Source organism: Vibrio sp. LQ2 (genome assembly GCF_023920125.1).
In the GTDB taxonomy this organism is placed as follows: Bacteria; Pseudomonadota; Gammaproteobacteria; order Enterobacterales; family Vibrionaceae; genus Vibrio; species Vibrio fluvialis.
Genome location: NZ_CP085308.1, coordinates 1,173,605 through 1,195,933, shown reverse-complemented (window position 1 = coordinate 1,195,933; position 22,329 = coordinate 1,173,605). Strand labels below are relative to the sequence as shown.

Genomic DNA, 22,329 nt, shown 5'->3' with positions numbered 1-22,329 from the left:
AACAAAAAGGCATTCCTGGTTGCTGGTTCCTAGTTCGTAGCAGTACCCAGCAACCAGGCTCTAAGGGACTAGGAAAATTTTTATGCTGGATTTACATGGATACGAAGCCTCCATTTTCAAAGGAGCCGTGCTGACCATCGAAGTGGCCGTGCTGTCACTGTTACTAGCGATGTTGTTGGGCATGTTGGGCGCACTAGCCAAACTGGCGCCTTACCGTTGGGCAAGAGCCATTGCCACACTTTACACCACGATTATTCGCGGCATTCCGGACTTGGTTCTGATGATGCTGATTTTCTTTGGTGGCCAAATTCTTCTTAATAACAGTCTGTACGCCATCAATGAATGGCTCAACAACTGGTTTGCTTCAAGTGATCCAAACCATGAGTGGGTCTCATATCTGCCGGACTATATCGATGTCAGCCCATTCATCGCCGGCGTACTCACCATCGGATTTATCTTTGGTGCTTATATGGCAGAAACCTTTCGTGGCGCGATCATGGCTGTCGATAAAGGTGAGCTGGAAGCCGCTAAAGCCTATGGCATGAGCGCTGCGCTCTCATTCCGTCGTATTCTTTTGCCACAAATGATCCGTCATGCGTTACCGGGTTTTGGTAACAACTGGTTGGTGCTGCTTAAAACCACTGCGTTGGTGTCGATCATCGGCCTGGAAGACATGGTGCGTATGAGCTCGCTGGCTGCGGGCTCAACGAAAATGCCGTTTACCTTCTATATGGCGGTCTCGATCATCTTCCTGCTGTTTACCAGTGTTTCAACCGGTCTTTTAAAGATCGTTGAACGTAAATTCAGTATTCACACGAGGTAGAGCGCTATGGATTTTTCTTTAATTATCGGAAGCTTGCCAATCTACTTCAGTGGTTTGTGGACCACGGTATGGCTGGTTGGCCTGTCTTTGGTGATTGGTCTGAGCATTGCCATTCCGTTGGCCATTGCCCGTAACAGCCGCAACTACGTAATCAGTACGCCTGCGTGGGGCTACATTTACTTTTTCCGTGGAACACCGCTGCTGGTTCAGCTGTATCTGATCTACTACGGTATGGATCAGTTCTTTCCGGTTAAAGGTACATTATGGGAGAACGCCTGGTTCTGTGCGCTGGTCGCTTTCGTATTGAACACGTCGGCCTATACTGCGGAAATTATTCGCGGTGCCATCAATGGTTTGCCAAAAGGTGAAGTTGAAGCTGCGAAAGCATACGGCATGGGGACTTGGAAAACCTATCGTCGAGTGGTATTGCCAAGTGCACTGCGCCGTGCGCTGCCAGCCTACAGTAACGAAGTGATCTTCATGCTCCATGGCAGTGCGGTTGCGGGTATTGTTACCATCATGGATCTAACGGGCGCTGCGCGATTGGTCAACTCTCGATATTATGCGCCGTTTGAGTCGTTTCTGACCGCTGGCCTATTCTACATGTCGCTGACGTTTATGATTATTTTCTGCTTTAAGAAAGCGGAAAAGCGTTTCCTCGCGTATCTTCGTCCGCTGAGCTGAATGATAGGACGGTACAAAATAGCTAAAAAAGCCCCGTACAACGGGGCTTTTTTGTCGGCAAATCAGTTGGGTAAAGGATTACGCCGAGAATACTGACCAGATCGGCGCATGATCAGACGGCTTATCGATGCCGCGCAGCTCGTAATCGATCCCCGCTTCCACACATTTTGCTGCCAGCGATGGTGTCGCCAGAATCACGTCGATACGCAGCCCCCGGTTGTCGTCGAAGCCTTTCGAGCGGTAATCAAACCACGAAAATTGATCGTCAACGGTTGGGTGCAACTTGCGGAACGTATCTTCAAAACCCCAATCCAGCAGCGTTTTCAGCCATTCACGCTCTTCTGGTTGGAAAGAACACTTACCCGTTTTCAGCCAGCGTTGGCGATTAGGTTCACCGATACCGATGTCGAGATCAATCGGACTGATATTGATATCACCCATGACGATCAACTGCTCATCCTGACTGTGATATTCGTTGAGGTAACCCATCAGATCTTTATAGAACTGGCGCTTGTAGGGGAATTTGGTCTCATGGCTCACGTTGTCGCCCTGAGGGAAGTAGCCGTTCATGACGGTGACTTTCTCACCTTGTTCATTAAGGAAGGTCGCCATGATCATGCGCTTTTGATGGTCATCATTGTCGGAAGGAAAACCTTTGCGAACTTCTAATGGTTCGTGCTTGCACAGCATCGCCACGCCGTAGTGTGCTTTCTGGCCGTGAAAGTAAACTTTATAACCCATCGCCTCTACGTCTTCGAGCGGAAAGGCCTCATCGTGAACTTTGATTTCCTGCAAGCCAATTACATCAGGCTGATGCTTATCAATTACGGCTTGGAGTTGGTGAAGTCGAGCGCGCAAGCCATTGATATTAAAACTAATAATTTTCATGGTTTGTCCTTTATTATGATCTTAGCGATTGATGTTACCAGCTTCGAATGCGAGTACAAGACGAAAAAACTCTGCAATACTGTCTTAGTCAGAAAGTTGTAAAATCTATGTAAACTTTCGGTTGATAAATCGATAGATTGTGGTCTAATTTCAGGCTTCCTTGTTCATTTAAAGGGCAAATGGCGCAAGCATAAGGATGTTGTATGCGAACACTATCAGTTCAGTGGAAAATTACGCTAATGGCAGGTATCTGTCTGCTCGTAACGTCACTTTCTCTTATTGGCTTCTCGGTTTATAACGCAGTCAATAATCAAAAAATTATCAAACAGCAGAGCGCAGATTCGGTAATCAGCAAGTCTCAGCAACTGCTGCAAACTCGTGCTCAATTAAACGCAACCGAAATCGCCGAGTTTCTCAATGAAGCCACCTACCGTGCCGAAATGCTGGCCTCCAATGCGTTGTTTCTGAAAACTAACGCCGAAGAGAACTTTGGCGCGAGCGAAGAGCTTCGTACTTCTTTAGATGAGATGGTGCGAAAGTCTGTACTTAATTTTCCGACCATCGATGGCGCGTACTTGGTTTTTAAGCCAAACATGCTGGATAACGAGGATGGCAACTACATCAATGCCGATTATGTTGGCTCGAATGACTCCGGACGTTTTGCACCGTACTGGATGACGACGCCCAATGGCGAGAATGTCATTGCCAATGTGCTGAGCGAAAAGGCGTTAGCCGCATCAGAAGATGGAGAACGTTTCTCTTGTCCGCTTACCAGCGGGGATACCTGTGTATCGACTCCTCGCTTAATCGAACAGGAAAATGGCGGCGTTTTGGCGGCATCCATCTCTGTTCCGATTCAAATTGATGATGCGCCAGTCGGCTTCTACGGCATCGATTTAAAACTGAATCCGCTACTGAAAATCGCTCAGGATTCTGACCGCAGCTTGTTTGGCGGAAGCGGTAAAGTTTTTATCATCAGTCTGGATGGTACGCTAATCGCCAGCGATGATACGTCATTGCCTATTGGTCAGAAATTCTCGGGCTCGACACTCAGTGGTGAGCAAGTGACTGACTTATTGTTCGGCGATGCAGTAAAAACTCAATGGACACAAGATGGCAGCTGGCTAACGGTGTTTGCACCAATTCATGTCGCTAACCAAACCTGGGGCGTCATTTTTGAAATGCCGCGCAGCAGTGTGCTTGCCGATGCGAATGAGTTGGATCAAGTGATCTCAAGCCAGGTGGCCAGTGGCGTCAAAACAGAGTTGGCGGCAGGTGCCGTGTTCGTCATGTTGGGGTTATTGATTATTGCGCTGACAGCTTCCCGAATCGTTAAACCGATCCGGGCTGTGGTTGTGCGCCTGAAAGACATTGCGTCCGGAGAAGGGGACTTAACACAACGTCTTACGGTTTCATCTCAAGATGAGGTCGGCCAGTTGGCGCTGGGTTTCAACCAGTTCTTAGATAAATTGCAGGCGATCATTCGCCAGGTCGTTGATGCCACTCACTCGGTCGCTGCAACCTCAGAGCAATCTAAAGTCGCCGCTGCGCAAACGCGCTTGAGCAGCGAGTCGCAGTTCAAAGAAGTCGATTTGGTTGCGACAGCGTCTGAGGAAATGACGCAAACGGCGAGCTTGGTGGTTCACAACGCAGAAAACGCGGTGAAAGCAGCAGAGCAGGCTAATCATTCAGCTCAGCTCGGCCAGAACGTCATTGAAGCATCAGAAGCAGAAATGCGTAAACTGGTACAGAAAATGAGTGAAGCCGTTCCTGTGGTAGAAGAACTGGCGCAGAACAATGCCAATATCACGGAAATACTGGAAGTCATCGAAGGGATCTCGGAGCAGACTAACTTACTGGCTCTTAACGCAGCGATAGAAGCTGCCCGCGCCGGTGAGCAAGGTCGCGGTTTTGCGGTGGTGGCGGATGAGGTCAGAAATCTTGCCAGTCGCACGCAGGATTCGGTGGGTGAAATTCGTTTGGTGATAGAGAAAGTGCAAAAAGGTACTCGTGATGTGGTGGCGGCCATTCAGGATGGCAACCAATTGGCTAATGGCACCGCGCACCAAGTTCAGAATGCGGTCACAGAATTGAGTCAGGTATTTGAAGCGATCGCTTCCATCAACGATATGAACTCACAAATTGTGAAAGCCGCTGAAGAGCAGCAGACGGTTTCTGCTGAAGTTAACCAGAGTGTGGCTAACATCCGCGATCTCAGCGCACAAATCCTCGAGCAAGCAGGCGAGTCGGAGACGGTCGGAGCTCAAATCAGTGAATTGAGCCAAAGGCAGCAACAACTGGTTTCTCAGTTTAAGGTATGAAGATAAAAAAGAGCGCTTAGGCGCTCTTTTCTTTTAGCTTGTTCAAAAGGTCACCTTTGACAATTTCCAGCGCGGCTAATGCGACATGAGGATCCACCTCATTGCTTTCGAGCAGATAAATCAGATCGACCGCGAGTTTGATCTCGTCTGATGCGTCGTTTAAAGGAACAGATGACTGACTCATTTATTGGTGTTTCTCTCTGTAGGTTATTTGTTTCTCGATTTTCGCTTTGGCTTCCTGACAGCGCTTGAGACGCTGCTCGACGGCAAGTAACGCTTGTTGAGCTGCTTGCTTCTGAAATACCGAGGCCTGCTCTAACGCATATTGTTTGTCGCGCACCATTTCCATGAGGCGCCGTTCCCAATCCTGATGCTGCGCTAAGTCCTGATACAGGTCGCTGATGGGTTTACGATAGTAGCTGCTGTGCTTGGGTTCACTTTTACGTATTGATTGTGTCGAGAGTTCACGCTGAATCGCCGCCACCTGTGCCAGTAGTCGCTCTGTTAAGTACTCGGCCCGTTGCGAAGTGAGCTTGCCAGCTTGCTGCTCTCGGAGAATCGCACTCAGGGTGCTTTCGGCCTCTTGAACGCAAGGAGTCAGCAGTTTGCCATGGCAATGAAACAGCACGGCATCAAAAAGTGGATGATGATGTTCGCCGCGGACGCGGTCTATCTGCGCTGCACTGCGTTTCAAATCATCCAACAGAGTCGTCAATCTTGCAAAATCACTCATAATCTCACCGCTGGGTAGGCTTAGCTTGTCTTAAACATCAATACTCAATCGTCCTTTTGAACGGTGGTAGCGAATCAAGCAGCGCTTTACCGTAACGTTTTGAGACTACACGTCGATCAAGAATCACGACTCTACCACAATCTCGTTCCTTTCTCAGCAGACGGCCCGCAGACTGAATCAGTTTCTTGCTCGCTTCAGGTACCGTAATTTGCAAAAAAGGATTGCCACCACGATGCTGGATATATTCTGCATGCGCTTGTTCCACCGGGGAAGTGGGGACCGCAAACGGTATTTTGGTGATGATGAGGTTTTCCAGCAGCTCACCCGGTAGGTCCAAACCCTCAGAAAAGCTGCCAGTACCGAATAACACACTCGTTTTCCCACATTGAACAAGTGTTTTATGTTTATTTAGAATTTCTTTTCTGGATTTTTCACCTTGAACCTGCAGAGCCCAACCTTTTTTTATAAAAAGTTTAGCCACTTTTTCAGCGACTTCCTTCATTTGCCAGTAGGAAGCAAACAAAACCAGATTCGCCTTACCGTCTTGAATGTATTCTTCGACCTTATTCGCAAGATGATCTGTGTATTCAGGTGCCTGAGGTTCGTATTGCATTTTAGGGATCAGCAACTCTGCTTGATTTTGATAATCAAACGGTGACGCGAGCGCAAGGAATTGGACACCGTCTTCCGCTTTTTCGCTGATGCCTGCCTGACGACAGAAAAAATTAAATGAGTTAAGGGCTCGCATGGTTGCTGAGACCAATATTGCGCCGACACAGCGACTCCAAATTTGTTGGTCAAGTTGCCAACCAATCTCCAATGGAGAGACGTTAACTACGTAGTCGCCTTCGCGTTCTGGGCTGATTTCCAGCCAACGAGCAAGCGGCGCGCCTTTTTCCCGCTTAGGTTCAGCCATCAGGTGCCACACCTGAGCCAGATTTTCCAGTCGCTGAATGAAGAAGCCCAGTTCGGCAAGTGCTGGCTCAGCGAGACGAGGCGCTAACTCACCATCTTTAACCCTCTCAGCAATCAGATCAGCAATCTTTGCAACGGCCTGATTGGCCTTTTGGCTTTGACGTTTGAGATCTTTGGCTTCTTCCTCTAGCCAGCTTGGTAAATCGCCATGCTCAAAACGATAGCGCTTGTCTTCAAAAGCACTGGCTTCAAAGTGCTTTGGCATTTGATTTAAAGCCGGAATCAATGCCTGGAGTGCGTCTTGTGCTTCATTTCTAAAGCGCGATACACGTTTTTCATCCGCAAGGTTTGCCAGTTTTGAGAGCGACTGATTGAGTTTTTCCAACCAGGCAGCGGCGCCTTTCATTGTCGCGGCGGCTGAAGCATGTTCCCGTGCTACATGCGGTAAATGGTGAGCTTCATCAAACACATAAATAGTATTTTCTGGCTCCGGCAAGATAATGCCTCCGCCGAGATCTGCATCAGCCATAACCAGACTGTGATTGGCAATGATCACGTCGGCTTTATCCAGCTCTGAACGGGCTTTTTGGAAAGGACATTGACGATGTGCGGCAAAACTTCCGTTGCAACTGTGCTTATCGCTCACAATGCTATTCCAAACGGTATCGGATATCGGCTCTGGCCAAAAGTCACGATCTCCGTCCCATTTGCCTTGCGATAACTCGGTATAGAGCAGCTGGAGCTGTTCGATGTCTTTTTCTGCTGGCTTAGATTCAAACATTGCCATCTGACCCCCATCGGTGCCAGAGGCCGCCGCCAGTTTCTCGGTACAGCAATAGCGCTGACGCCCTTTAGCCAGAATAAAAGTAAATTTTTGATCGGTGATACGGCGGTAAAGAGGCAGGTCTTTGTGCACCAACTGTTCCTGTAGTGCCACGGTAGCCGTAGAGATGACGATTTTCCTGTTATTAGTCACAGCAACCGGAATCGTGGCCATCAAATAGGAAAGGGATTTACCGATGCCCGTGCCAGCTTCAGCAACAAGCATGCGTGTAGACTTGTGATAACTGCCACAAAGTGTCTTTGCAATTTCCGCAACAAGGTAATTCTGAGCTCGGCGAGGCACAAAATTGTCGAGCTGATTTTGGAGGTTTTGGTAGCTGTTGCGTATCGATTGTTGAATTTTGGTAGTAAGCATAATGTGACCTGCGTATCGGGTCCCGGATGTTAGCACAGTTTGCTAAGCGATACGTAGTTCACGAAATCGTATGCTTTTAGAACAAATCTAGATCTCGTTCACAAAAAAAAACTGAACCTTCATACACTTAAATTAATTTTGAATTATGAAAAATATAAAGCTCCGCAAAGGTGATTTTTACTATATTTTATTCTGATAGTGCTTTGTTTTTTATATTTATAAGAAATAAAAATCTATTATGTTAAAAAATTTAACATTTACCTATTCTTAGTTTTTTGATTAGAACTTCGCCGAAGCATTATGAAATTTATATGTAAATAATTGATTTAATTGAATTTATTTCTATTTTAGAAATATTTTTTTTCACATTTGACACGCAGCATAATCTTTTGCAATCTAAACCTCGAATTTAGTGGGCGATGGCAACCAACCGCAGAGTTGGGAAACCATCATCTAAAAAACAAAAGGGAATCGAAACGGACTTCCCAATTAAGAAAAGGCAGTGGATTAATATGAAAAAGACGCTACTAGCTCTAGCTGTTATCTCAGCAGCAAGCTCTGTAAACGCAGCAGAAATTCTGAAAACTGACGAAGGCTCTGTAGATTTCTACGGTCAACTACGTACTCGCGTAGACTTCGCTGATTCAAACGACTACGCAGCAGAACTAACTACTGGTTCTTCTCGTCTGGGCCTAGATGCAGCTTACGCAGTTAACGACAGCGTTAAAGCTCTGGGTAAAGTTGAGTTTGGCGTACCTGCTAACTCAAGCAACGACGTAACTGTACGTGTTCACATGGTTGGTTTCGCTACTGACTACGGTACACTGCGTTTTGGTCGTGACTGGACTACTTCAGATGACATCGGTGGTACTGACTACTCTTACGTTTACGGTGGTTCTGCGAACGCATACAGCCTGCTAAACGGTGCTCTGCACAAATCTCAAGCTAAATACTCTCTAGAACTAGACAACTTCTGGGTTAAAGCGAGCTACGGTTTTGCTGACGGCGCAGATGACAGCCACGATCTAGCTGAAGCGTTTGTAGGTACTTCATTCGGTCCTGTTTCTGTTCACACTGGTGGTGGCCGTGACAAAGTTGGCGCGATTGAAAACAAATACTACGAAGTTACAGCAGTTCTTGCAGCAGCTGACAACCTAGAGCTGAGCGCAACTTACTACGGTGCTAAACTAGAAAACACTGAAGGTGCTGGTTCAATCGACCAAAACGGTATCTCTGTAGGTGCTTACTGGACAGTTGTTGAGAAAACTTCTATCTACGGTGGCTACGAGTGGAAAAACCAAGACGCTACTGACGTTCTTGGCGATGCAGATGAAGATTACACAAACATCTTCGCTGGCGTAGAGTACAAGTTCGCATCATGGGCTCGCGTATTTGCTGAAGCAAACTATGCAGACGGTGCTACTCTAGCATACGAAGACGCAGCAGAAGGTACAGTTGAGCGCGGCGATTACGACGCAGAATTCAACTACTCTCTGGGTATGCGTGTTTACTGGTAATTTAAATTACCTCAGTTATTATAAACCCGGTCTCGACCGGGTTTTTTTTTAGGGTAAATATATGAAAGTTTTGAAGTCTTGCCTGATTCTGGGTGTCAGTGCGCTGAGCTTTGCTGCTCATGCGGAAGTGAAACTTGAGTTGCCAGAATTCATCGATTTGATCGCTGTAAACGGCATGAAACCAGTAATTGATAAAGCGTACACCGAAAGCAGAAGCGTTACGTTACCGGATGGTACAAACCAGATTGCATTTCAGTTTGAGCCAATGGTAGAGGACAACGATGGTATGCGTCGTGTCTACAGCGATATTGTTGTGACAAAATTCTCTGTTACAGATACAACATTGACGTTTGATCTTCCTGAATATCGACGACTAAGCCAAGCGCGCAAAGAAATCAAAACATTTGAGTGGGCACTGAAGGATGCTTCCGGGAAACCGATTGAGTTGGTCAGTGATAAATTGGATTCGAATGGTGTTCAGTTGGGTCGTAACTACATCCAGGATGTCTTAGATTACAACCAGAAAGGTGGCGTTGCAGCGATTCCAGTGGTGGGGTACACCTACGCTAAATCGTTACCAGTGAGTGCTGAACAACAGACGGTGATCGATACAGAAAACGTAGCGCAGCTAAAATTGTGGTATTCGAAATCAACTCCTGAAGAGCGTAAAGCATTTCGTAAATGGGTTGTTGATCAGGACTAAGATCGATTGCCCCAAAAGCAGAAAAGCCAGGTCGTGATTAACCTGGCTTTGCTTTATTAATTGCAGCACTTTTTAGATTTTTTGCCGCTGCCGCATGGGCAAGGATCATTTCTTCCTACTTTGAGGGAAGCACTTTGTTGCGGAAATTCGCCATCAATGTAGTACCACAAACCATTTTCACGTAAAAAACGTGAACGCTCTTCCAAGCAAAATTCTTGATGTTGGTCCAATAGATACGCTTTGAAATGCACATAGCCTTCATCGTCATGGGCACCAGATGCAGTACTGACCACTTCAAGTCTTTGCCATTCGCTTTGCACCGATTCTGCAATCGCTTCGCGTTCAGATTCGGCGTTGCATGATGGGTGGTAAGTATTGATGACAAAATCCACCAATCCGAGCACATGAGCACAATAGCGTGAACGCATCACCTGTTCCGGAGTGTGGGCTTGTTTATGATCCTGATGAATAGGTTGGCAGCAGTCGGTATAGCTCTTACCGCTACCACAATAACATGCAGTCATGGGTTGCTCTCTGAAACTTGATTGAAACGCGCACAGTCTATGAGCTTAGCCGCAGAGTGTCGAGCACGAGAACGGAATTACTTAACTATTGAGATTCAGTAAATCTGCGGTCCAGCTAACAGCTTCATCGTAGCAACTACTGAGGACTTCATCACTGATAGCCAGTTTTGTTGCAAAGACAGAGACTTTATCCCAGTCCGCTTGCTCATACGCTTTTGTCAGGGCAAGGATATCGCCGAGAGTGCCACTTTCTGCTACCAGAGCTTGCTTTACACTCTCTTCGACGGGCATCTCATTGATGATGGATTCCAGAGACTGATCAAGCAAGCTGTCGAGTAATGAAAACATGCCCGTCAGAAACGCGTTCCCCATATCTCGATTTTCACTCAGGCGCGAGTACACCAGTTCACAGTAGCGCGCGCGTTGAATGGATAAGCCATAGAGATAGTCCGGCTTGTCGCTGTGTGTAGAGGCGATCGCGACCAGCGAAACAAACTTACGCAGGCGCTCTTCGCCCAGATACACCAAAGCTTGTTTAAAGGACTGAATTTTAGAGCTGACAACGGCAGATGAGTTCACAAATGTCAGGAGTTTGTATGACAAGGTGACGTCTTTCGCGATCAAGGCTTCCAGCTCTTTGTAATCTATTTCGTCTTTGGCAATCTCTTTACACAGTTGAACTACGGTTAAGAACGCAGGCTCCAATGCTTTGCGTTGAATCAGTTCTGGCTTACTAAAGAAATAGCCTTGGAAATAGCGAAAGCCGGCGGCTTTTGCCTGTTCAAACTCTTCATAGGTCTCAACTTTCTCAGCAAGAAAGATGATTTTTGAGCCTTTCAATTTGTTAATGAATAGGCGGGCTTTTTCAATCGGTACGATGCGAATATCAAACTTGATGATAGAAACATAAGGCAGAAATGCTTTCCACTCAGGGCTCGGTACGAAGTCATCCAGCGCAATTTTGTACCCCATGTGTGACATCTTGCGTACAGCTTCTAGCAACTCTCCTGTAGGCTCACAATCTTCCAGAACCTCTACAACCAAACTATTGGTTGGAAATAGCGTCGGAATCATATTTATCAGGCTCTGATACGGGAAATTCACAAACCCCAGATGATTACCAAGCGTGTTGTAATGAGTAGAAAGAAAGTGATCGGACAACAAGCGACTGGTCGCAAGATCCGGGTCGATTTCAGGAAAGGTATTTTTGGGCCCATCTCTGAACAGGAGTTCATAACCGACGGTTTTTCGGTCACTGTCCAGAATGGGTTGTCGTGCAATGTAAGAGTACGTCAAGGCTGAATCTTATCGTTGTTGTATTGTGATTAATATCAATACCAGAGTTCATTGCTTGGCATCATCTCAAAAGATCAGGCCGTTGTTTGCGATTCAAATCATAATTGCGATTCAAAACGACGATTTTCTAATGAATAACCGTTGTTAGAATAGACCAATACTGAGCCTTGGGTATACCAGTCACCCAGAACAATGCGTGTTTTTTGAGAACCATCATTAACCTGATGAATGGCAGGACGATGAGTATGACCGTGAATCATCAGATCTACGCCATATTTATCCATAACATGCGCCACTTCGTCTGGCGTGACATCCATGATTTCCATCGCCTTTTGGCTTTTGTCAGAGCGAATATCGGTTTGAATTTTGGCAACAATTCGTTTTTTAATGAAGTAGGGCAGACGGTTAAAAATCCACTGTAACCAAGGTTGATGGACTTTTTCGCGGAATGCCAGATATCGTACGTCTTCCGTGCAAAGCGTATCGCCGTGCAGAATCACAGCTGAAGTCCCGTATAAATCAACCACGGCTTCTTCATCCAGCAAGGTGACGCCAGTTTCTTTGGCAAAACGGCGGCCAATCAGAAAATCGCGGTTGCCGTGAATAAAGTAGCAAGGCACACCGTTAGACGTCAGGTGTTTAAATTCTTGCTTTATCTGTTCAGCAAATGACGTGGGATCGTCGTCGCCAATCCAGAAATCAAACAGATCACCCAACACATACAGAGCGTCCGCTTTGGTGGCTTCGCTGCGCATAAACTGAGTAAAACAGTGAGTGATGTCGGGGCGATTGGGAGTCAGGTGGAGATCTGAAATAAATAATGTATGCATAAGTTCAGGAACAAGGAGCGCGCCTAGCGCACTCCTTTGATCGATTATTCTTCGATAGTCGTGCCAGTGATCACCACTTCATCCAGCGGTACATCCTGGTGCATGCCGTAAGATCCAGTGCTTACGCCTTTAATCTTGTTCACGATGTCCATGCCTTCGACAACCTCACCGAATACACAGTAGCCCCAACCATCACGGCTTTCTGAACGGAAGTCTAGGAACGTGTTGTTGTTTACGTTGATGAAGAATTGTGAACTTGCTGAATGCGGTTCCATGGTACGAGCCATCGCGATGGTGCCCACTTTGTTGCTCAGGCCATTGTTTGCTTCGTTACGGATCGGTGAACGGGTTGCTTTTTCACGCAGACCAGAGGTCATGCCGCCGCCTTGGATCATGAAGCCATCGATAACACGGTGAAACAGAGTGTTGTCGTAAAAACCGTCACGGCAGTACTGCAGAAAGTTTGCGCTGGTTTCTGGCGCTTTTTCTTCGTTCAGCTGAATTTTAATGTCACCAAAATTTGTGTGAAGGGTGATCATGTGCATTACCTTTGCTTTGTTTTGTATGAATACCGAATTTTAGCCTAACTTTTTGTTCATTCAAAACATCAAATGGATGACCTAGCGATAACAGAGTTGTTATACTGTGACACTATTTTGGTTTTAACGGTAATTAGATAGAGATCATGTTGAAGATTTATAACTCGCTCACAAGACAGAAAGAGGAATTCAAACCCATTACTGCTGGTAAAGTTGGCATGTATGTCTGTGGAGTCACAATATACGATCTCTGTCATATCGGTCACGGCCGCACTTTTGTGTCGTTTGATGTCGTGGCCCGTTACCTGCGCTACCTTGGCTACGATTTGACCTTCGTACGCAACATTACTGATATCGATGACAAAATCATTAAACGTGCGGCGGAGAATCAGGAATCTTGCGAATCTTTGACTGAACGTCTGATTCAAGATATGTACGCTGATTTTGATGCGCTGAACATCAAACGTCCGGACGTTGAGCCACGCGCAACAGCCTACATTCAGGAAATCATTGATTTGGTTCAGCGCCTGATTGATCGTGGTTTTGCTTATGTTGCAGACAACGGCGACGTGATGTTTGAAGTGAACAAGTTCGACGATTACGGCAAGCTGTCGAAGCAGGACTTGGATCAACTGCAAGCGGGTGCTCGTGTTGATATCGACATGGCGAAACGTAGTCCTCTAGATTTCGTGCTGTGGAAAATGTCCAAGCCCGGTGAGCCGACTTGGGAATCACCTTGGGGACCGGGTCGTCCTGGTTGGCACATTGAATGTTCTGCAATGAATTCTTCGATTCTGGGTAACCATTTTGATATTCATGGTGGCGGTTCAGATCTGCAGTTCCCACACCATGAAAATGAAATCGCTCAGTCTTGCTGCGCGCACGATACGCAGTACGTGAACACGTGGATGCACAGCGGTATGGTGATGGTCGACAAAGAGAAGATGTCGAAGTCTCTGGGTAACTTCTTCACTATTCGCGATGTGTTGAATCACTACGATGCGGAAACCGTGCGTTACTTCCTGATGTCTGGTCACTACCGCAGCCAGTTAAACTACAGTGAAGAGAACCTTAATCAGGCTCGTGCTTCTCTGGAGCGTCTCTACACGGCATTGCGCGGTCTGGATATGACCGTTCCTGCGGCGGGTGGTGAAGAGTATCTCACTCGTTTCACGACGGCGATGAATGACGACTTCAATACGCCAGAAGCTTATTCTGTTCTGTTTGATATGGCGCGTGAAGTGAACCGTCTGAAAACGGAAGACGCCGATAAAGCAAGCTCTCTTGGCGCGTTGATGCGTGAACTGGCAGATGTGATTGGTATCTTGTATCAAGATCCTGAAGCGTTCCTGAAAGGCGACGCCGGCAATGATGATGAAGTCGCAGAAATTGAAGCGCTGATCAAACTGCGTAACGATTCTCGCGCTTCCAAAGATTGGGCAAATGCTGATATGGCTCGCGACAAGCTCAACGAGATGGGTATCGTGCTGGAAGACGGCCCAAGCGGTACGACATGGCGTCGCAAATAACGATTGTGTAAAGTGGGCGGCGTCGCCCACTTTCTTTTTGTACGCCATTTTAGCAAGCACCTGCGTTATCGCTGTCGATAGCGATATCAGAAATTAGGATCACTCATGTCTATTATTCTGGGCATTGACCCGGGCTCTCGTATTACTGGTTACGGCGTTATTCGTCAGCAAGGTCGTCACCTTCAGTATTTGGGGAGTGGTTGTATCCGCACCTCCGAGAAAGAGCTGCCGCTGCGTTTGAAACAAATTTATGCTGGTGTGAGTGAAATCATCACGCAGTTTCAACCGGATGTGTTCGCCATTGAGCAAGTTTTTATGGCGAAAAACGCCGACTCTGCACTCAAACTTGGGCAGGCGAGGGGCAGTGCAATTGTTGCCGCAGTGAATGCCGATCTGCCAGTATTTGAGTACGCGGCGCGTTTGATCAAGCAGGCTGTGGTGGGCACTGGTGGGGCAGATAAAACTCAAGTGCAACACATGGTGCAGCAAATGTTGAAGTTGCCAGCCAAACCGCAGGCCGATGCGGCTGATGCGCTTGGGGTGGCTATCTGTCACGCCAACACTAACAAGACCCTGATCGCGCTCGCTGGTCATGCAACCAGCGCCAGACGCGGCCGCTACCGTTAGATCCAATCTCGGGAGGCGTTGTGCCTCCTGCATTGCCTATCTTTTACTGGCTATCCATCCAGTTATTGATTATCATCTTGGTCATTCTCATCTCATCAAAACCAAGGATTCCCAGTGATTGGACGTCTTCGCGGCACACTGATTGAAAAGCAACCTCCACAAGTTCTGATTGAAGTCGGCGGTATCGGCTATGAAGTACAAATGCCGATGAGCTGTTTTTATGAACTCGCCAATATCGGTGAAGAAGCCATTATCTATACACACTTTGTCGTACGTGAAGATGCGCAGTTGCTTTATGGTTTCAATACCGTGAACGAACGTGCGTTGTTCCGTGAAGTGATTAAAGCCAATGGTGTTGGGCCTAAAATGGGTCTGGCGATCCTTTCAGGTATGACAGCCAGCCAGTTTGTCGCTTGCGTGGAACGAGAAGACATTTCAACCTTGGTAAAATTGCCTGGCGTAGGTAAAAAAACCGCTGAACGTTTAGTTGTGGAAATGAAAGACCGCTTGAAAGGCTGGGGGGCTGGTGATTTATTTACGCCTGCAACCGATGCGGCGCCACTTGACTCGATTGCCGCCATTCAAGATCAGAATGCTGAAGAGGAAGCGGTGAGTGCGTTGTTGGCCTTGGGTTACAAACCCGCTCAAGCATCGAAAGCCGTATCTCAGGTCGCTCAGCCGGATATGAGCAGTGAACAACTGATTCGCGAAGCGCTCAAATCTATGGTTTAAACTAAACAGGCGGCTTAAGTTAGCCGTTTGTTTTTTCTCCAGCAGAGTGACGACAACACGTCACAATCCCGAGTATCTCTTTTGGTGTGAATATCTGGGTCAACGACGTTGAAGACCTCTGCAAACGAACAGGAATTGTTGAATGATTGAAGCTGATCGCCTTATTGCTCCGACCAACCCTTCATTTAAAGATGAAGAGGTGATCGATCGTGCGATTCGCCCTAAAAAGCTGGCCGATTACCGAGGTCAGGATCACGTGCGTGATCAAATGGAAATCTTTATTCAGGCCGCACAAAAGCGTAGCGAAGCGCTCGACCATTTATTGATTTTCGGTCCACCGGGTTTGGGGAAAACAACGTTGGCCAATATTGTAGCCAACGAGATGGAAGTGAATATTCGTACCACTTCTGGTCCCGTGTTGGAAAAAGCGGGTGATCTGGCTGCGCTGCTGACCAATCTGGAAGAGAACGATGTCCTGTTCATCGACGAAATTCACCGCCTCAGTCCGATGGTTGAGGAAGTGCTCTATCCAGCGATGGAAGACTATCAGTTAGACATCATGATTGGAGAGGGGCCAGCAGCGCGTTCCATTAAAATCGACTTACCTCCGTTTACGTTGATTGGTGCGACAACCCGCGCAGGTTCGCTAACCTCGCCACTGCGTGACCGTTTCGGTATCGTTCAGCGTCTTGAATATTACAAAGTGGCGGACCTTCAACATATCGTGCAGCGCAGTGCTGACTGTCTTGGTCTCTCTATGGATGCTGAAGGTGCGCTGGAAGTAGCGCGCCGAGCCCGAGGTACGCCACGTATTGCCAACCGTCTGCTGCGCCGTGTCCGCGATTATGCGGAAGTCAAAGGCAATGGACACATCTGTGCTGACATCGCGGATAAAGCGCTCAACATGCTCGATGTGGACCATCAGGGATTTGACTACATGGACCGTAAGTTGCTGCTGGCGATTATGGAGAAATTTAGTGGTGGCCCGGTAGGGTTGGATAACCTGGCGGCCGCGATTGGTGAAGAAAAAGATACGATTGAAGATGTATTAGAACCATTTCTTATTCAACAAGGTTATCTGCAACGTACCCCTCGTGGGCGAATTACCACCGATCGAGCGTATCTGCACTTCGGTTTAGAAAAATAACGTTACAATTAATTTTCCCCTCAAGTAAAAAAGTTGATTTGTGGATCAATATCACACTTTTTGAAATTCCCTTACTGCTTAAGGGTTAGCTAATTTCGATGAATTGTTAACCCTTTGTTCTCGTTTTTCCGTATCTAATTGTGTTTTTTACTTAATGCTAACAAGAAAATTTATCTTTCCTTGATCTGTATCATTTTGTAGTTTTTTTATACAGTTTTGAGAAGCAAAATTTGATGTAAATCAAGGCGGTTTTCTCCCATAAACCTTTTGAAACAACTGGTTTTTGGCAGTAGTATTAGTCCCAGCTATATTAGCTGATGCTTAACAATTAACTAACCACAATGGTACATAATTGCAACAAGTTACTGCGGTAAACTAACAACTTCTCGTTGTTGTTAACCTGTCTTTTTTCTGTTGCTTTATGTCGAAAGTGTCATTCAGCCGACACAAAGGAGTTACCATGATTGACGTAGTTGATCTGTCGCGATTGCAGTTCGCAATGACAGCGATGTATCACTTCTTGTTCGTTCCATTGACTCTGGGCATGGCGTTCTTGCTTGCCATCATGGAGTCTCTGTATGTAATGACTGATAAGCAAATCTACAAGGACATGACTAAGTTCTGGGGTAAGCTTTTCGGTATTAACTTTGCTCTTGGTGTGGCAACCGGCCTGACCATGGAGTTCCAGTTCGGTACCAACTGGTCATATTATTCACATTACGTAGGCGACATTTTTGGCGCCCCCCTTGCCATCGAAGCACTTGTGGCCTTCTTTTTGGAATCCACCTTTGTCGGTTTGTTCTTCTTTGGTTGGGACCGACTGTCAAAACGTCAACACTTAGCCGTTACCTGGCTGGTGGCTCTGGGTTCTAACTTCTCTGCTTTGTGGATCCTAATCGCGAACGGCTGGATGCAGAACCCGGTTGGTGCAGACTTCAACTTCGAAACCATGCGTATGGAAATGGTGAGCTTTGCAGAAGTCGTCTTCAACCCGGTTGCTCAGGTTAAATTCGTACACACGGTGGCAGCAGGCTACACAACAGGTGCTATGTTCATCCTAGGCATCAGCGCATACTACCTGTTGAAAGGCCGCGACATTGCGTTTGCACGTCGTTCTTTTGCTATTGCCGCCTCTTTCGGTATGGCAGCAGTATTGTCTGTCATCGTACTGGGTGATGAATCAGGTTACGAAGTCGGTGAAGTTCAGAAAGTGAAACTGGCCGCTATCGAAGCGGAGTGGCACACTGAGCCAGCACCAGCAGCCTTTACTTTGTTTGGTTTACCTAACCAGGAAACCATGCACACCGATTACGCGATCAAGATCCCTTACCTAATGGGTATCATTGCAACGCGTTCTATCGACACACCCGTCACTGGTTTGCGCGACCTGCGTGAAGAACACGTTGAACGTATCCGTAACGGTATGTACGCCTATGAGCTGCTGGAAAAACTGCGTTCGGGTGACAAATCTGCTGAGAACGTTGCAGCGTTTGATGAAGTGAAAAGCGATCTGGGTTACGGCCTGTTGCTGAAGCGCTACACCGATAAAGTGACGGATGCGACTGAAGAGCAAATTCAGGCAGCAGCGGACGATTCAATTCCGACTGTATGGCCACTGTTCTGGTCGTTCCGTATCATGGTGGCGTGTGGCTTTGTGATGCTATTCGTATTTGGCGCGGCATTCGTTCAGACTTGTCGTCAGAAGATCGAACAGAAACGCTGGATTCTGAAAGCGGCGTTGTTCAGCATTCCACTTCCATGGATTGCGGTTGAAACCGGTTGGTTTGTTGCCGAGTTTGGTCGCCAACCATGGGCGGTGGGTGAAATCCTGCCAGTTCATACTGCGGCATCCGCGCTAAGCGCAGCTGAAATCTGGACATCACTGTTCGCCATTCTTGCACTGTACACAGCATTCCTGATTGCCGAAGTGTATCTAATGGTTAAATTCGCTCGCAAAGGTCCAAGCAGCCTAAAAACTGGCCGCTATCACTTCGAGCAGAACGGCAACACTGTTGAAGACAGAGTTAGTCGTCAGGTCGAAGCATAAGGCAGGGAGAGAAGATTATGTTTGATTACGAAATCCTACGACTCATTTGGTGGGTACTGATCGGCGTACTGCTGGTAGGCTTCGCCATTACAGACGGTTTCGATATGGGTGTTGGTGCGCTGGTACCTGTGATCGGTAAAAACGACACAGAACGCCGCGTAATGATTAACTCTATTGCTCCACACTGGGACGGTAACCAGGTTTGGCTGATTACTGCAGGCGGCGCACTGTTTGCTGCGTGGCCTATGGTGTACGCAACATCGTTCTCGGGTTTCTATCTGGCGATGATCGTGACGTTGGCTGCTCTGTGGCTGCGCCCGATTGGTTTGGATTACCGTTCAAAGATCGAAGATCCGAAATGGCGTAATACTTGGGATATCTGTATCTCCATCAGCGGCTTTGTTCCGCCGATCATCTTCGGTGTGGCGTTTGGTAACCTGCTGCAAGGTGTACCGTTCCAGTTGAACGAGTTCGCAATGCCTACTTACCATGGTTCATTCTTTGGTCTGCTGAATCCGTTCGGTCTGCTGTGTGGTCTGGTTAGCCTGTTCATGATCCTGATGCAAGGTGCAACATGGCTACAAATGAAGACGACAGGTCCTGTTCATGTACGTGCTCGCAACATTGCACAATTGACAGGGTTACTGACGGTAATTCTATTCGTGGTGGCAGGTTTCTGGGTTCAGAACATTGATGGCTACGTGATTACCAGTGCAATCGATACGATGGGTCCATCCAACCCACTGAATAAAGAAGTGGCGCGTGAAGCGGGCGCTTGGATGCATAACTTCGAGCAGTACCCACTGTTGTGGGCCGCTCCTGCACTTGGTGTGGTGATGCCTTTGCTGGCGGTTCTGGCTTCTCGTATCGAGAAAGGCGGCATTGCATTCCTGGCTTCAAGCCTAGGTAACGCAGGTGTGATCTTCACTGCTGGCTTTGCCATGTTCCCATTCGTGATGCCTTCGAGCCTGATGCCTGATCACAGCTTGACCATGTGGGATGCAACCTCAAGTGAATTGACTCTGAATCTGATGACAGGTGTGGCGTTTGTGATGGTTCCAATCATTCTGGGTTATACCACTTGGTGTTACTACAAAATGTTTGGTCGTCTGGACGACAAGTTCATCGAAGACAACAAAAACTCACTGTACTAAGGAGCTCAGACTATGTGGTATTTTGCATGGATTCTTGGCGTATTGCTCGCCTGTGCATTCGGCATCATCAACGCTCTTTGGTTAGAGCACTCAGAAATGATGGATAAAGATAGTGAGTAATTGGTCTGTTCAGATTGCCAATTTACACGCTCCAGTGGACAAAACCGTATTGAAGGTTTTATCCCTGATACTCGGTTTCTACCACGTTGCGATGGTGATGTGGGATCCTGAGGCTTACAGTGCAAGCATTGGCGGTTTTAACGCCTTAATTGCGCCGCTGCTGATTTGGGCCATTTGCTCAAGTATGGTATTCGGTGTTGGCTTCAGACCGCGTAAGTGGATTTGGCAACTGGTATTCAGCCCTTACATCTCGCTGCCTATTCTGTGTTATCTGCTGGTGGTTCGCCTTATCGGATAACAAAGCAGCATCATTGATGATGATTTATGCGAATTAGCGCTGTCTCTTTGAGTCAGCGCTAATTTTTTGTCAGTAGCCTGCGAATTCTTTCCTCTACCTTGTACTAACAACAACGAGATGCGTTATAGTAACCCACTCATTCAGACACTTATTGAGACGGTTACGCCCCTATTATGCGAGTTTTTAACTGGCCAATTACCATTTACTACGAAGATACCGACGCCGGTGGCGTAGTTTACCATTCCAATTACCTCAAATTTTTCGAACGTGCGCGTACAGAAATGTTGCGTGCTATCGGAGTGTCACAGCAGGTTCTGCTGGAACAAAGAATCGGCTTCGTTGTCCGACATGCTGAGATCGACTTTAAGCAAGGGGCGCGTCTTGACGATCAATTGACAGTCGTGACCTCAATCGCAGAGCTTAAAAAGGCATCGCTAACCTTCTGTCAAGAGCTCGTCAATCCTGAAGGGCAACTATTGTGTAAAGCAATAGTTAAGGTAGCATGTATCGACAATGAGAAAATGAAACCCAAGGCGATGCCTCAATCAATAATTTTGGAGTTAACCCACAGTGACAGCTGATATTTCAATTCTCGACTTATTTTTGCAAGCCAGCTTCCTCGTTAAGGTGGTGATGCTGATCCTTTTAGGGATGTCGATTGTCTCATGGGCGATGATCATCAAGCGCAGTAAGGTGTTGTCTCAGGCTTCACGCAGCGCAGAAGCATTTGAAGACAAATTCTGGTCTGGTGCCGATCTGTCTGTGCTGTATCAGGATGTGAAGAAACGCAAAGACGAGATTTCCGGCATTGAAGAAATCTTCTATTCAGGCTTTACCGAGTTTGCGCGCCTGCGCAAAACCAACGCAGCTTCTCCTGACTTCGTCATGGAAGGAACAGGTCGCGCCATGCGTGTTGCGGTGGCCCGTGAAGTTGATGAGCTGGAAACTAACCTGCCGTTCTTGGCAACCGTAGGTTCTATCAGCCCTTACATCGGTCTGTTTGGTACCGTTTGGGGGATCATGCACGCCTTTATCGCGCTAGGTCAGGTAAAGCAAGCCACACTGGCCATGGTGGCTCCGGGTATTGCTGAAGCTCTCGTGGCAACGGCGATGGGTCTGTTTGCAGCAATTCCAGCGGTAATGGCATACAACCGTCTGAGCAACAAGGTGGGCAAACTAGAACATGGTTACGCCACGTTCTCAGAAGAGTTCCACAGCATTCTTCATCGTCAGGCGATGGCGGGTAGGGAATAAGATATGGCGGGTTATCAACCGAAAAAGCGGAAGATGACGGCCGAGATTAACGTGGTACCTTACATCGATGTCATGTTGGTACTGTTAATCATCTTTATGGTGACGTCGCCTTTTGTAACTCAGGGTGTGGATGTTGAGCTGCCTCAAACGACGACGGCGAAACCCGCATCTGAACTGGCGGGTGACAGCGATTCCAGTTTCATCATCGTAGAAATCGACAAAGAGGGTAACCTCGGTTTGAGCGTGAACGATGAAGAGGTACAGCGCGGTCTGTCGTTGCAGGATGTCATCGTACGTATCAAAGCCGAACTGTCTCTGAAGCCGAATTCCCCAGTTGCAGTAGGTGGTGACCGCGCCACGCCATACGCGGATGTGGTGCTGGTGTTGGATGAACTGAGCCGAGCAGGTATTCCTAAAGTTGGCTTGTTAACGGATATCAAGGAATAGGCT

The 22,329-nt window shown here is 47.4% G+C and carries 24 protein-coding genes; 16 read left to right on the top strand and 8 right to left on the bottom strand.

The window, feature by feature from the left end:
* Positions 1-82: 82 nt before the first annotated feature.
* Entirely contained in the window at positions 83-823 is a 741-nt protein-coding gene (locus LGV68_RS05640) for an ABC transporter permease (RefSeq protein WP_020327768.1), read from the top strand.
* 6 nt (positions 824-829) lie between these two features.
* Positions 830-1,507, top strand: coding sequence for an ABC transporter permease (locus tag LGV68_RS05635; RefSeq protein WP_020327767.1), 678 nt, complete (start codon positions 830-832; stop codon positions 1,505-1,507).
* Between the two features lie 78 nt (positions 1,508-1,585).
* Here the strand turns inward: LGV68_RS05635 and xthA are convergent, their stop codons facing one another.
* Complete coding sequence (xthA, locus tag LGV68_RS05630) at positions 1,586-2,395, bottom strand: exodeoxyribonuclease III (protein WP_020327766.1); 810 nt, start codon at positions 2,393-2,395, stop codon at positions 1,586-1,588.
* Positions 2,396-2,598: 203 nt separating this feature from the next.
* On the opposite strand from xthA, the gene LGV68_RS05625 reads away from it, so the two are divergent.
* Positions 2,599-4,716 carry a methyl-accepting chemotaxis protein gene (locus LGV68_RS05625; protein ID WP_222752235.1) on the top strand — a complete coding sequence of 706 codons (2,118 nt, stop codon included), beginning with the start codon at positions 2,599-2,601 and terminating at the stop codon, positions 4,714-4,716.
* 16 nt (positions 4,717-4,732) lie between these two features.
* On the opposite strand, the gene rsmS is transcribed toward LGV68_RS05625, so the two are convergent.
* From rsmS to dinG, 3 genes are read right to left on the bottom strand one after another with little or no spacing between them, the layout of a single operon-like run.
* Entirely contained in the window at positions 4,733-4,900 is a 168-nt protein-coding gene (rsmS, locus tag LGV68_RS05620; protein ID WP_020430064.1) for a pleiotropic regulatory protein RsmS, read from the bottom strand.
* Positions 4,901-5,449, bottom strand: a complete 549-nt coding sequence (locus tag LGV68_RS05615; protein ID WP_020430066.1) for a primosomal replication protein — start codon at positions 5,447-5,449, stop codon at positions 4,901-4,903. It abuts the gene before it with no gap.
* Positions 5,450-5,486: 37 nt separating this feature from the next.
* Positions 5,487-7,562, bottom strand: a complete 2,076-nt coding sequence (dinG, locus tag LGV68_RS05610) for an ATP-dependent DNA helicase DinG (protein ID WP_252536373.1) — start codon at positions 7,560-7,562, stop codon at positions 5,487-5,489.
* A gap of 512 nt (positions 7,563-8,074) precedes the next feature.
* On the opposite strand from dinG, the gene LGV68_RS05605 reads away from it, so the two are divergent.
* Together LGV68_RS05605 and LGV68_RS05600 are read left to right on the top strand one after the other, a co-directional pair.
* Positions 8,075-9,079 (top strand): porin, encoded by a 1,005-nt coding sequence (locus tag LGV68_RS05605; protein ID WP_140229525.1) that lies wholly within the window; start codon positions 8,075-8,077, stop codon positions 9,077-9,079.
* Between the two features lie 61 nt (positions 9,080-9,140).
* Entirely contained in the window at positions 9,141-9,782 is a 642-nt protein-coding gene (locus LGV68_RS05600) for a DUF2057 family protein (RefSeq protein ID WP_158146716.1), read from the top strand.
* A 56-nt stretch (positions 9,783-9,838) separates the two neighbouring features.
* Here LGV68_RS05600 and LGV68_RS05595 read toward each other — a convergent pair whose 3' ends face one another.
* From LGV68_RS05595 to LGV68_RS05580, 4 genes are all read right to left on the bottom strand, one after another.
* Entirely contained in the window at positions 9,839-10,306 is a 468-nt protein-coding gene (locus tag LGV68_RS05595) for a YchJ family metal-binding protein (protein WP_222748697.1), read from the bottom strand.
* An 81-nt stretch (positions 10,307-10,387) separates the two neighbouring features.
* A complete protein-coding gene (locus tag LGV68_RS05590; RefSeq protein WP_020327758.1) occupies positions 10,388-11,602 on the bottom strand; it encodes an EAL and HDOD domain-containing protein in 1,215 nt (404 codons plus the stop codon).
* Between the two features lie 98 nt (positions 11,603-11,700).
* Positions 11,701-12,432, bottom strand: coding sequence for a UDP-2,3-diacylglucosamine diphosphatase (lpxH, locus tag LGV68_RS05585; protein WP_024374805.1), 732 nt, complete (start codon positions 12,430-12,432; stop codon positions 11,701-11,703).
* Between the two features lie 44 nt (positions 12,433-12,476).
* A complete protein-coding gene (locus LGV68_RS05580; RefSeq protein WP_020327756.1) occupies positions 12,477-12,971 on the bottom strand; it encodes a peptidylprolyl isomerase in 495 nt (164 codons plus the stop codon).
* A gap of 146 nt (positions 12,972-13,117) precedes the next feature.
* On the opposite strand from LGV68_RS05580, the gene cysS reads away from it, so the two are divergent.
* The 11 genes from cysS (at position 13,118) to tolR (ending at position 22,326) form a co-directional block, all read left to right on the top strand.
* Entirely contained in the window at positions 13,118-14,500 is a 1,383-nt protein-coding gene (cysS, locus tag LGV68_RS05575; RefSeq protein WP_075988700.1) for a cysteine--tRNA ligase, read from the top strand.
* Positions 14,501-14,605: 105 nt separating this feature from the next.
* The gene (gene ruvC / locus LGV68_RS05570) at positions 14,606-15,127 is read left to right on the top strand and encodes a crossover junction endodeoxyribonuclease RuvC (RefSeq protein WP_024374575.1); all 522 of its coding nucleotides are present in this window, start codon (positions 14,606-14,608) and stop codon (positions 15,125-15,127) included.
* A 114-nt stretch (positions 15,128-15,241) separates the two neighbouring features.
* On the top strand, positions 15,242-15,859 hold the full coding sequence (ruvA, locus tag LGV68_RS05565; RefSeq protein WP_020327753.1) for a Holliday junction branch migration protein RuvA: 618 nt from the start codon (positions 15,242-15,244) through the stop codon (positions 15,857-15,859).
* 142 nt (positions 15,860-16,001) lie between these two features.
* Positions 16,002-17,006 carry a Holliday junction branch migration DNA helicase RuvB gene (ruvB, locus tag LGV68_RS05560; protein ID WP_252536372.1) on the top strand — a complete coding sequence of 335 codons (1,005 nt, stop codon included), beginning with the start codon at positions 16,002-16,004 and terminating at the stop codon, positions 17,004-17,006.
* A gap of 460 nt (positions 17,007-17,466) precedes the next feature.
* Complete coding sequence (cydA, locus tag LGV68_RS05555; protein ID WP_020327751.1) at positions 17,467-19,053, top strand: cytochrome ubiquinol oxidase subunit I; 1,587 nt, start codon at positions 17,467-17,469, stop codon at positions 19,051-19,053.
* A gap of 17 nt (positions 19,054-19,070) precedes the next feature.
* A complete protein-coding gene (gene cydB / locus LGV68_RS05550) occupies positions 19,071-20,207 on the top strand; it encodes a cytochrome d ubiquinol oxidase subunit II (RefSeq protein WP_020327750.1) in 1,137 nt (378 codons plus the stop codon).
* Positions 20,208-20,219: 12 nt separating this feature from the next.
* Positions 20,220-20,327 (top strand): cytochrome bd-I oxidase subunit CydX, encoded by a 108-nt coding sequence (cydX, locus tag LGV68_RS05545; RefSeq protein ID WP_000270284.1) that lies wholly within the window; start codon positions 20,220-20,222, stop codon positions 20,325-20,327.
* On the top strand, positions 20,320-20,625 hold the full coding sequence (gene ybgE, locus LGV68_RS05540) for a cyd operon protein YbgE (RefSeq protein WP_038127007.1): 306 nt from the start codon (positions 20,320-20,322) through the stop codon (positions 20,623-20,625). The genes cydX and ybgE overlap by 8 nt, the downstream gene beginning before the upstream one ends.
* 173 nt (positions 20,626-20,798) lie before the next feature.
* Entirely contained in the window at positions 20,799-21,206 is a 408-nt protein-coding gene (gene ybgC / locus LGV68_RS05535; protein ID WP_020327748.1) for a tol-pal system-associated acyl-CoA thioesterase, read from the top strand.
* Positions 21,196-21,879 carry a protein TolQ gene (gene tolQ, locus LGV68_RS05530; protein ID WP_252536371.1) on the top strand — a complete coding sequence of 228 codons (684 nt, stop codon included), beginning with the start codon at positions 21,196-21,198 and terminating at the stop codon, positions 21,877-21,879. Before ybgC ends, tolQ begins: the two co-directional genes overlap by 11 nt.
* Before the next feature lie 3 nt (positions 21,880-21,882).
* Positions 21,883-22,326, top strand: coding sequence for a protein TolR (tolR, locus tag LGV68_RS05525; protein ID WP_020430087.1), 444 nt, complete (start codon positions 21,883-21,885; stop codon positions 22,324-22,326).
* The last annotated feature ends 3 nt before the right edge of the window (positions 22,327-22,329 follow it).

Bases quoted from the DNA above. Each gene is read 5' to 3' on its own strand.
- LGV68_RS05640 (WP_020327768.1), top strand. From the start codon at position 83: ATGCTGGATTTACATGGATACGAAGCCTCCATTTTCAAAGGAGCCGTG.
- LGV68_RS05635 (WP_020327767.1), top strand. From the start codon at position 830: ATGGATTTTTCTTTAATTATCGGAAGCTTGCCAATCTACTTCAGTGGT.
- xthA (WP_020327766.1), bottom strand. From the start codon at position 2,395: ATGAAAATTATTAGTTTTAATATCAATGGCTTGCGCGCTCGACTTCAC.
- LGV68_RS05625 (WP_222752235.1), top strand. From the start codon at position 2,599: ATGCGAACACTATCAGTTCAGTGGAAAATTACGCTAATGGCAGGTATC.
- rsmS (WP_020430064.1), bottom strand. From the start codon at position 4,900: ATGAGTCAGTCATCTGTTCCTTTAAACGACGCATCAGACGAGATCAAA.
- LGV68_RS05615 (WP_020430066.1), bottom strand. From the start codon at position 5,449: ATGAGTGATTTTGCAAGATTGACGACTCTGTTGGATGATTTGAAACGC.
- dinG (WP_252536373.1), bottom strand. From the start codon at position 7,562: ATGCTTACTACCAAAATTCAACAATCGATACGCAACAGCTACCAAAAC.
- LGV68_RS05605 (WP_140229525.1), top strand. From the start codon at position 8,075: ATGAAAAAGACGCTACTAGCTCTAGCTGTTATCTCAGCAGCAAGCTCT.
- LGV68_RS05600 (WP_158146716.1), top strand. From the start codon at position 9,141: ATGAAAGTTTTGAAGTCTTGCCTGATTCTGGGTGTCAGTGCGCTGAGC.
- LGV68_RS05595 (WP_222748697.1), bottom strand. From the start codon at position 10,306: ATGACTGCATGTTATTGTGGTAGCGGTAAGAGCTATACCGACTGCTGC.
- lpxH (WP_024374805.1), bottom strand. From the start codon at position 12,432: ATGCATACATTATTTATTTCAGATCTCCACCTGACTCCCAATCGCCCC.
- LGV68_RS05580 (WP_020327756.1), bottom strand. From the start codon at position 12,971: ATGATCACCCTTCACACAAATTTTGGTGACATTAAAATTCAGCTGAAC.
- cysS (WP_075988700.1), top strand. From the start codon at position 13,118: ATGTTGAAGATTTATAACTCGCTCACAAGACAGAAAGAGGAATTCAAA.
- ruvC (WP_024374575.1), top strand. From the start codon at position 14,606: ATGTCTATTATTCTGGGCATTGACCCGGGCTCTCGTATTACTGGTTAC.
- ruvB (WP_252536372.1), top strand. From the start codon at position 16,002: ATGATTGAAGCTGATCGCCTTATTGCTCCGACCAACCCTTCATTTAAA.
- cydA (WP_020327751.1), top strand. From the start codon at position 17,467: ATGATTGACGTAGTTGATCTGTCGCGATTGCAGTTCGCAATGACAGCG.
- cydB (WP_020327750.1), top strand. From the start codon at position 19,071: ATGTTTGATTACGAAATCCTACGACTCATTTGGTGGGTACTGATCGGC.
- cydX (WP_000270284.1), top strand. From the start codon at position 20,220: ATGTGGTATTTTGCATGGATTCTTGGCGTATTGCTCGCCTGTGCATTC.
- ybgC (WP_020327748.1), top strand. From the start codon at position 20,799: ATGCGAGTTTTTAACTGGCCAATTACCATTTACTACGAAGATACCGAC.
- tolR (WP_020430087.1), top strand. From the start codon at position 21,883: ATGGCGGGTTATCAACCGAAAAAGCGGAAGATGACGGCCGAGATTAAC.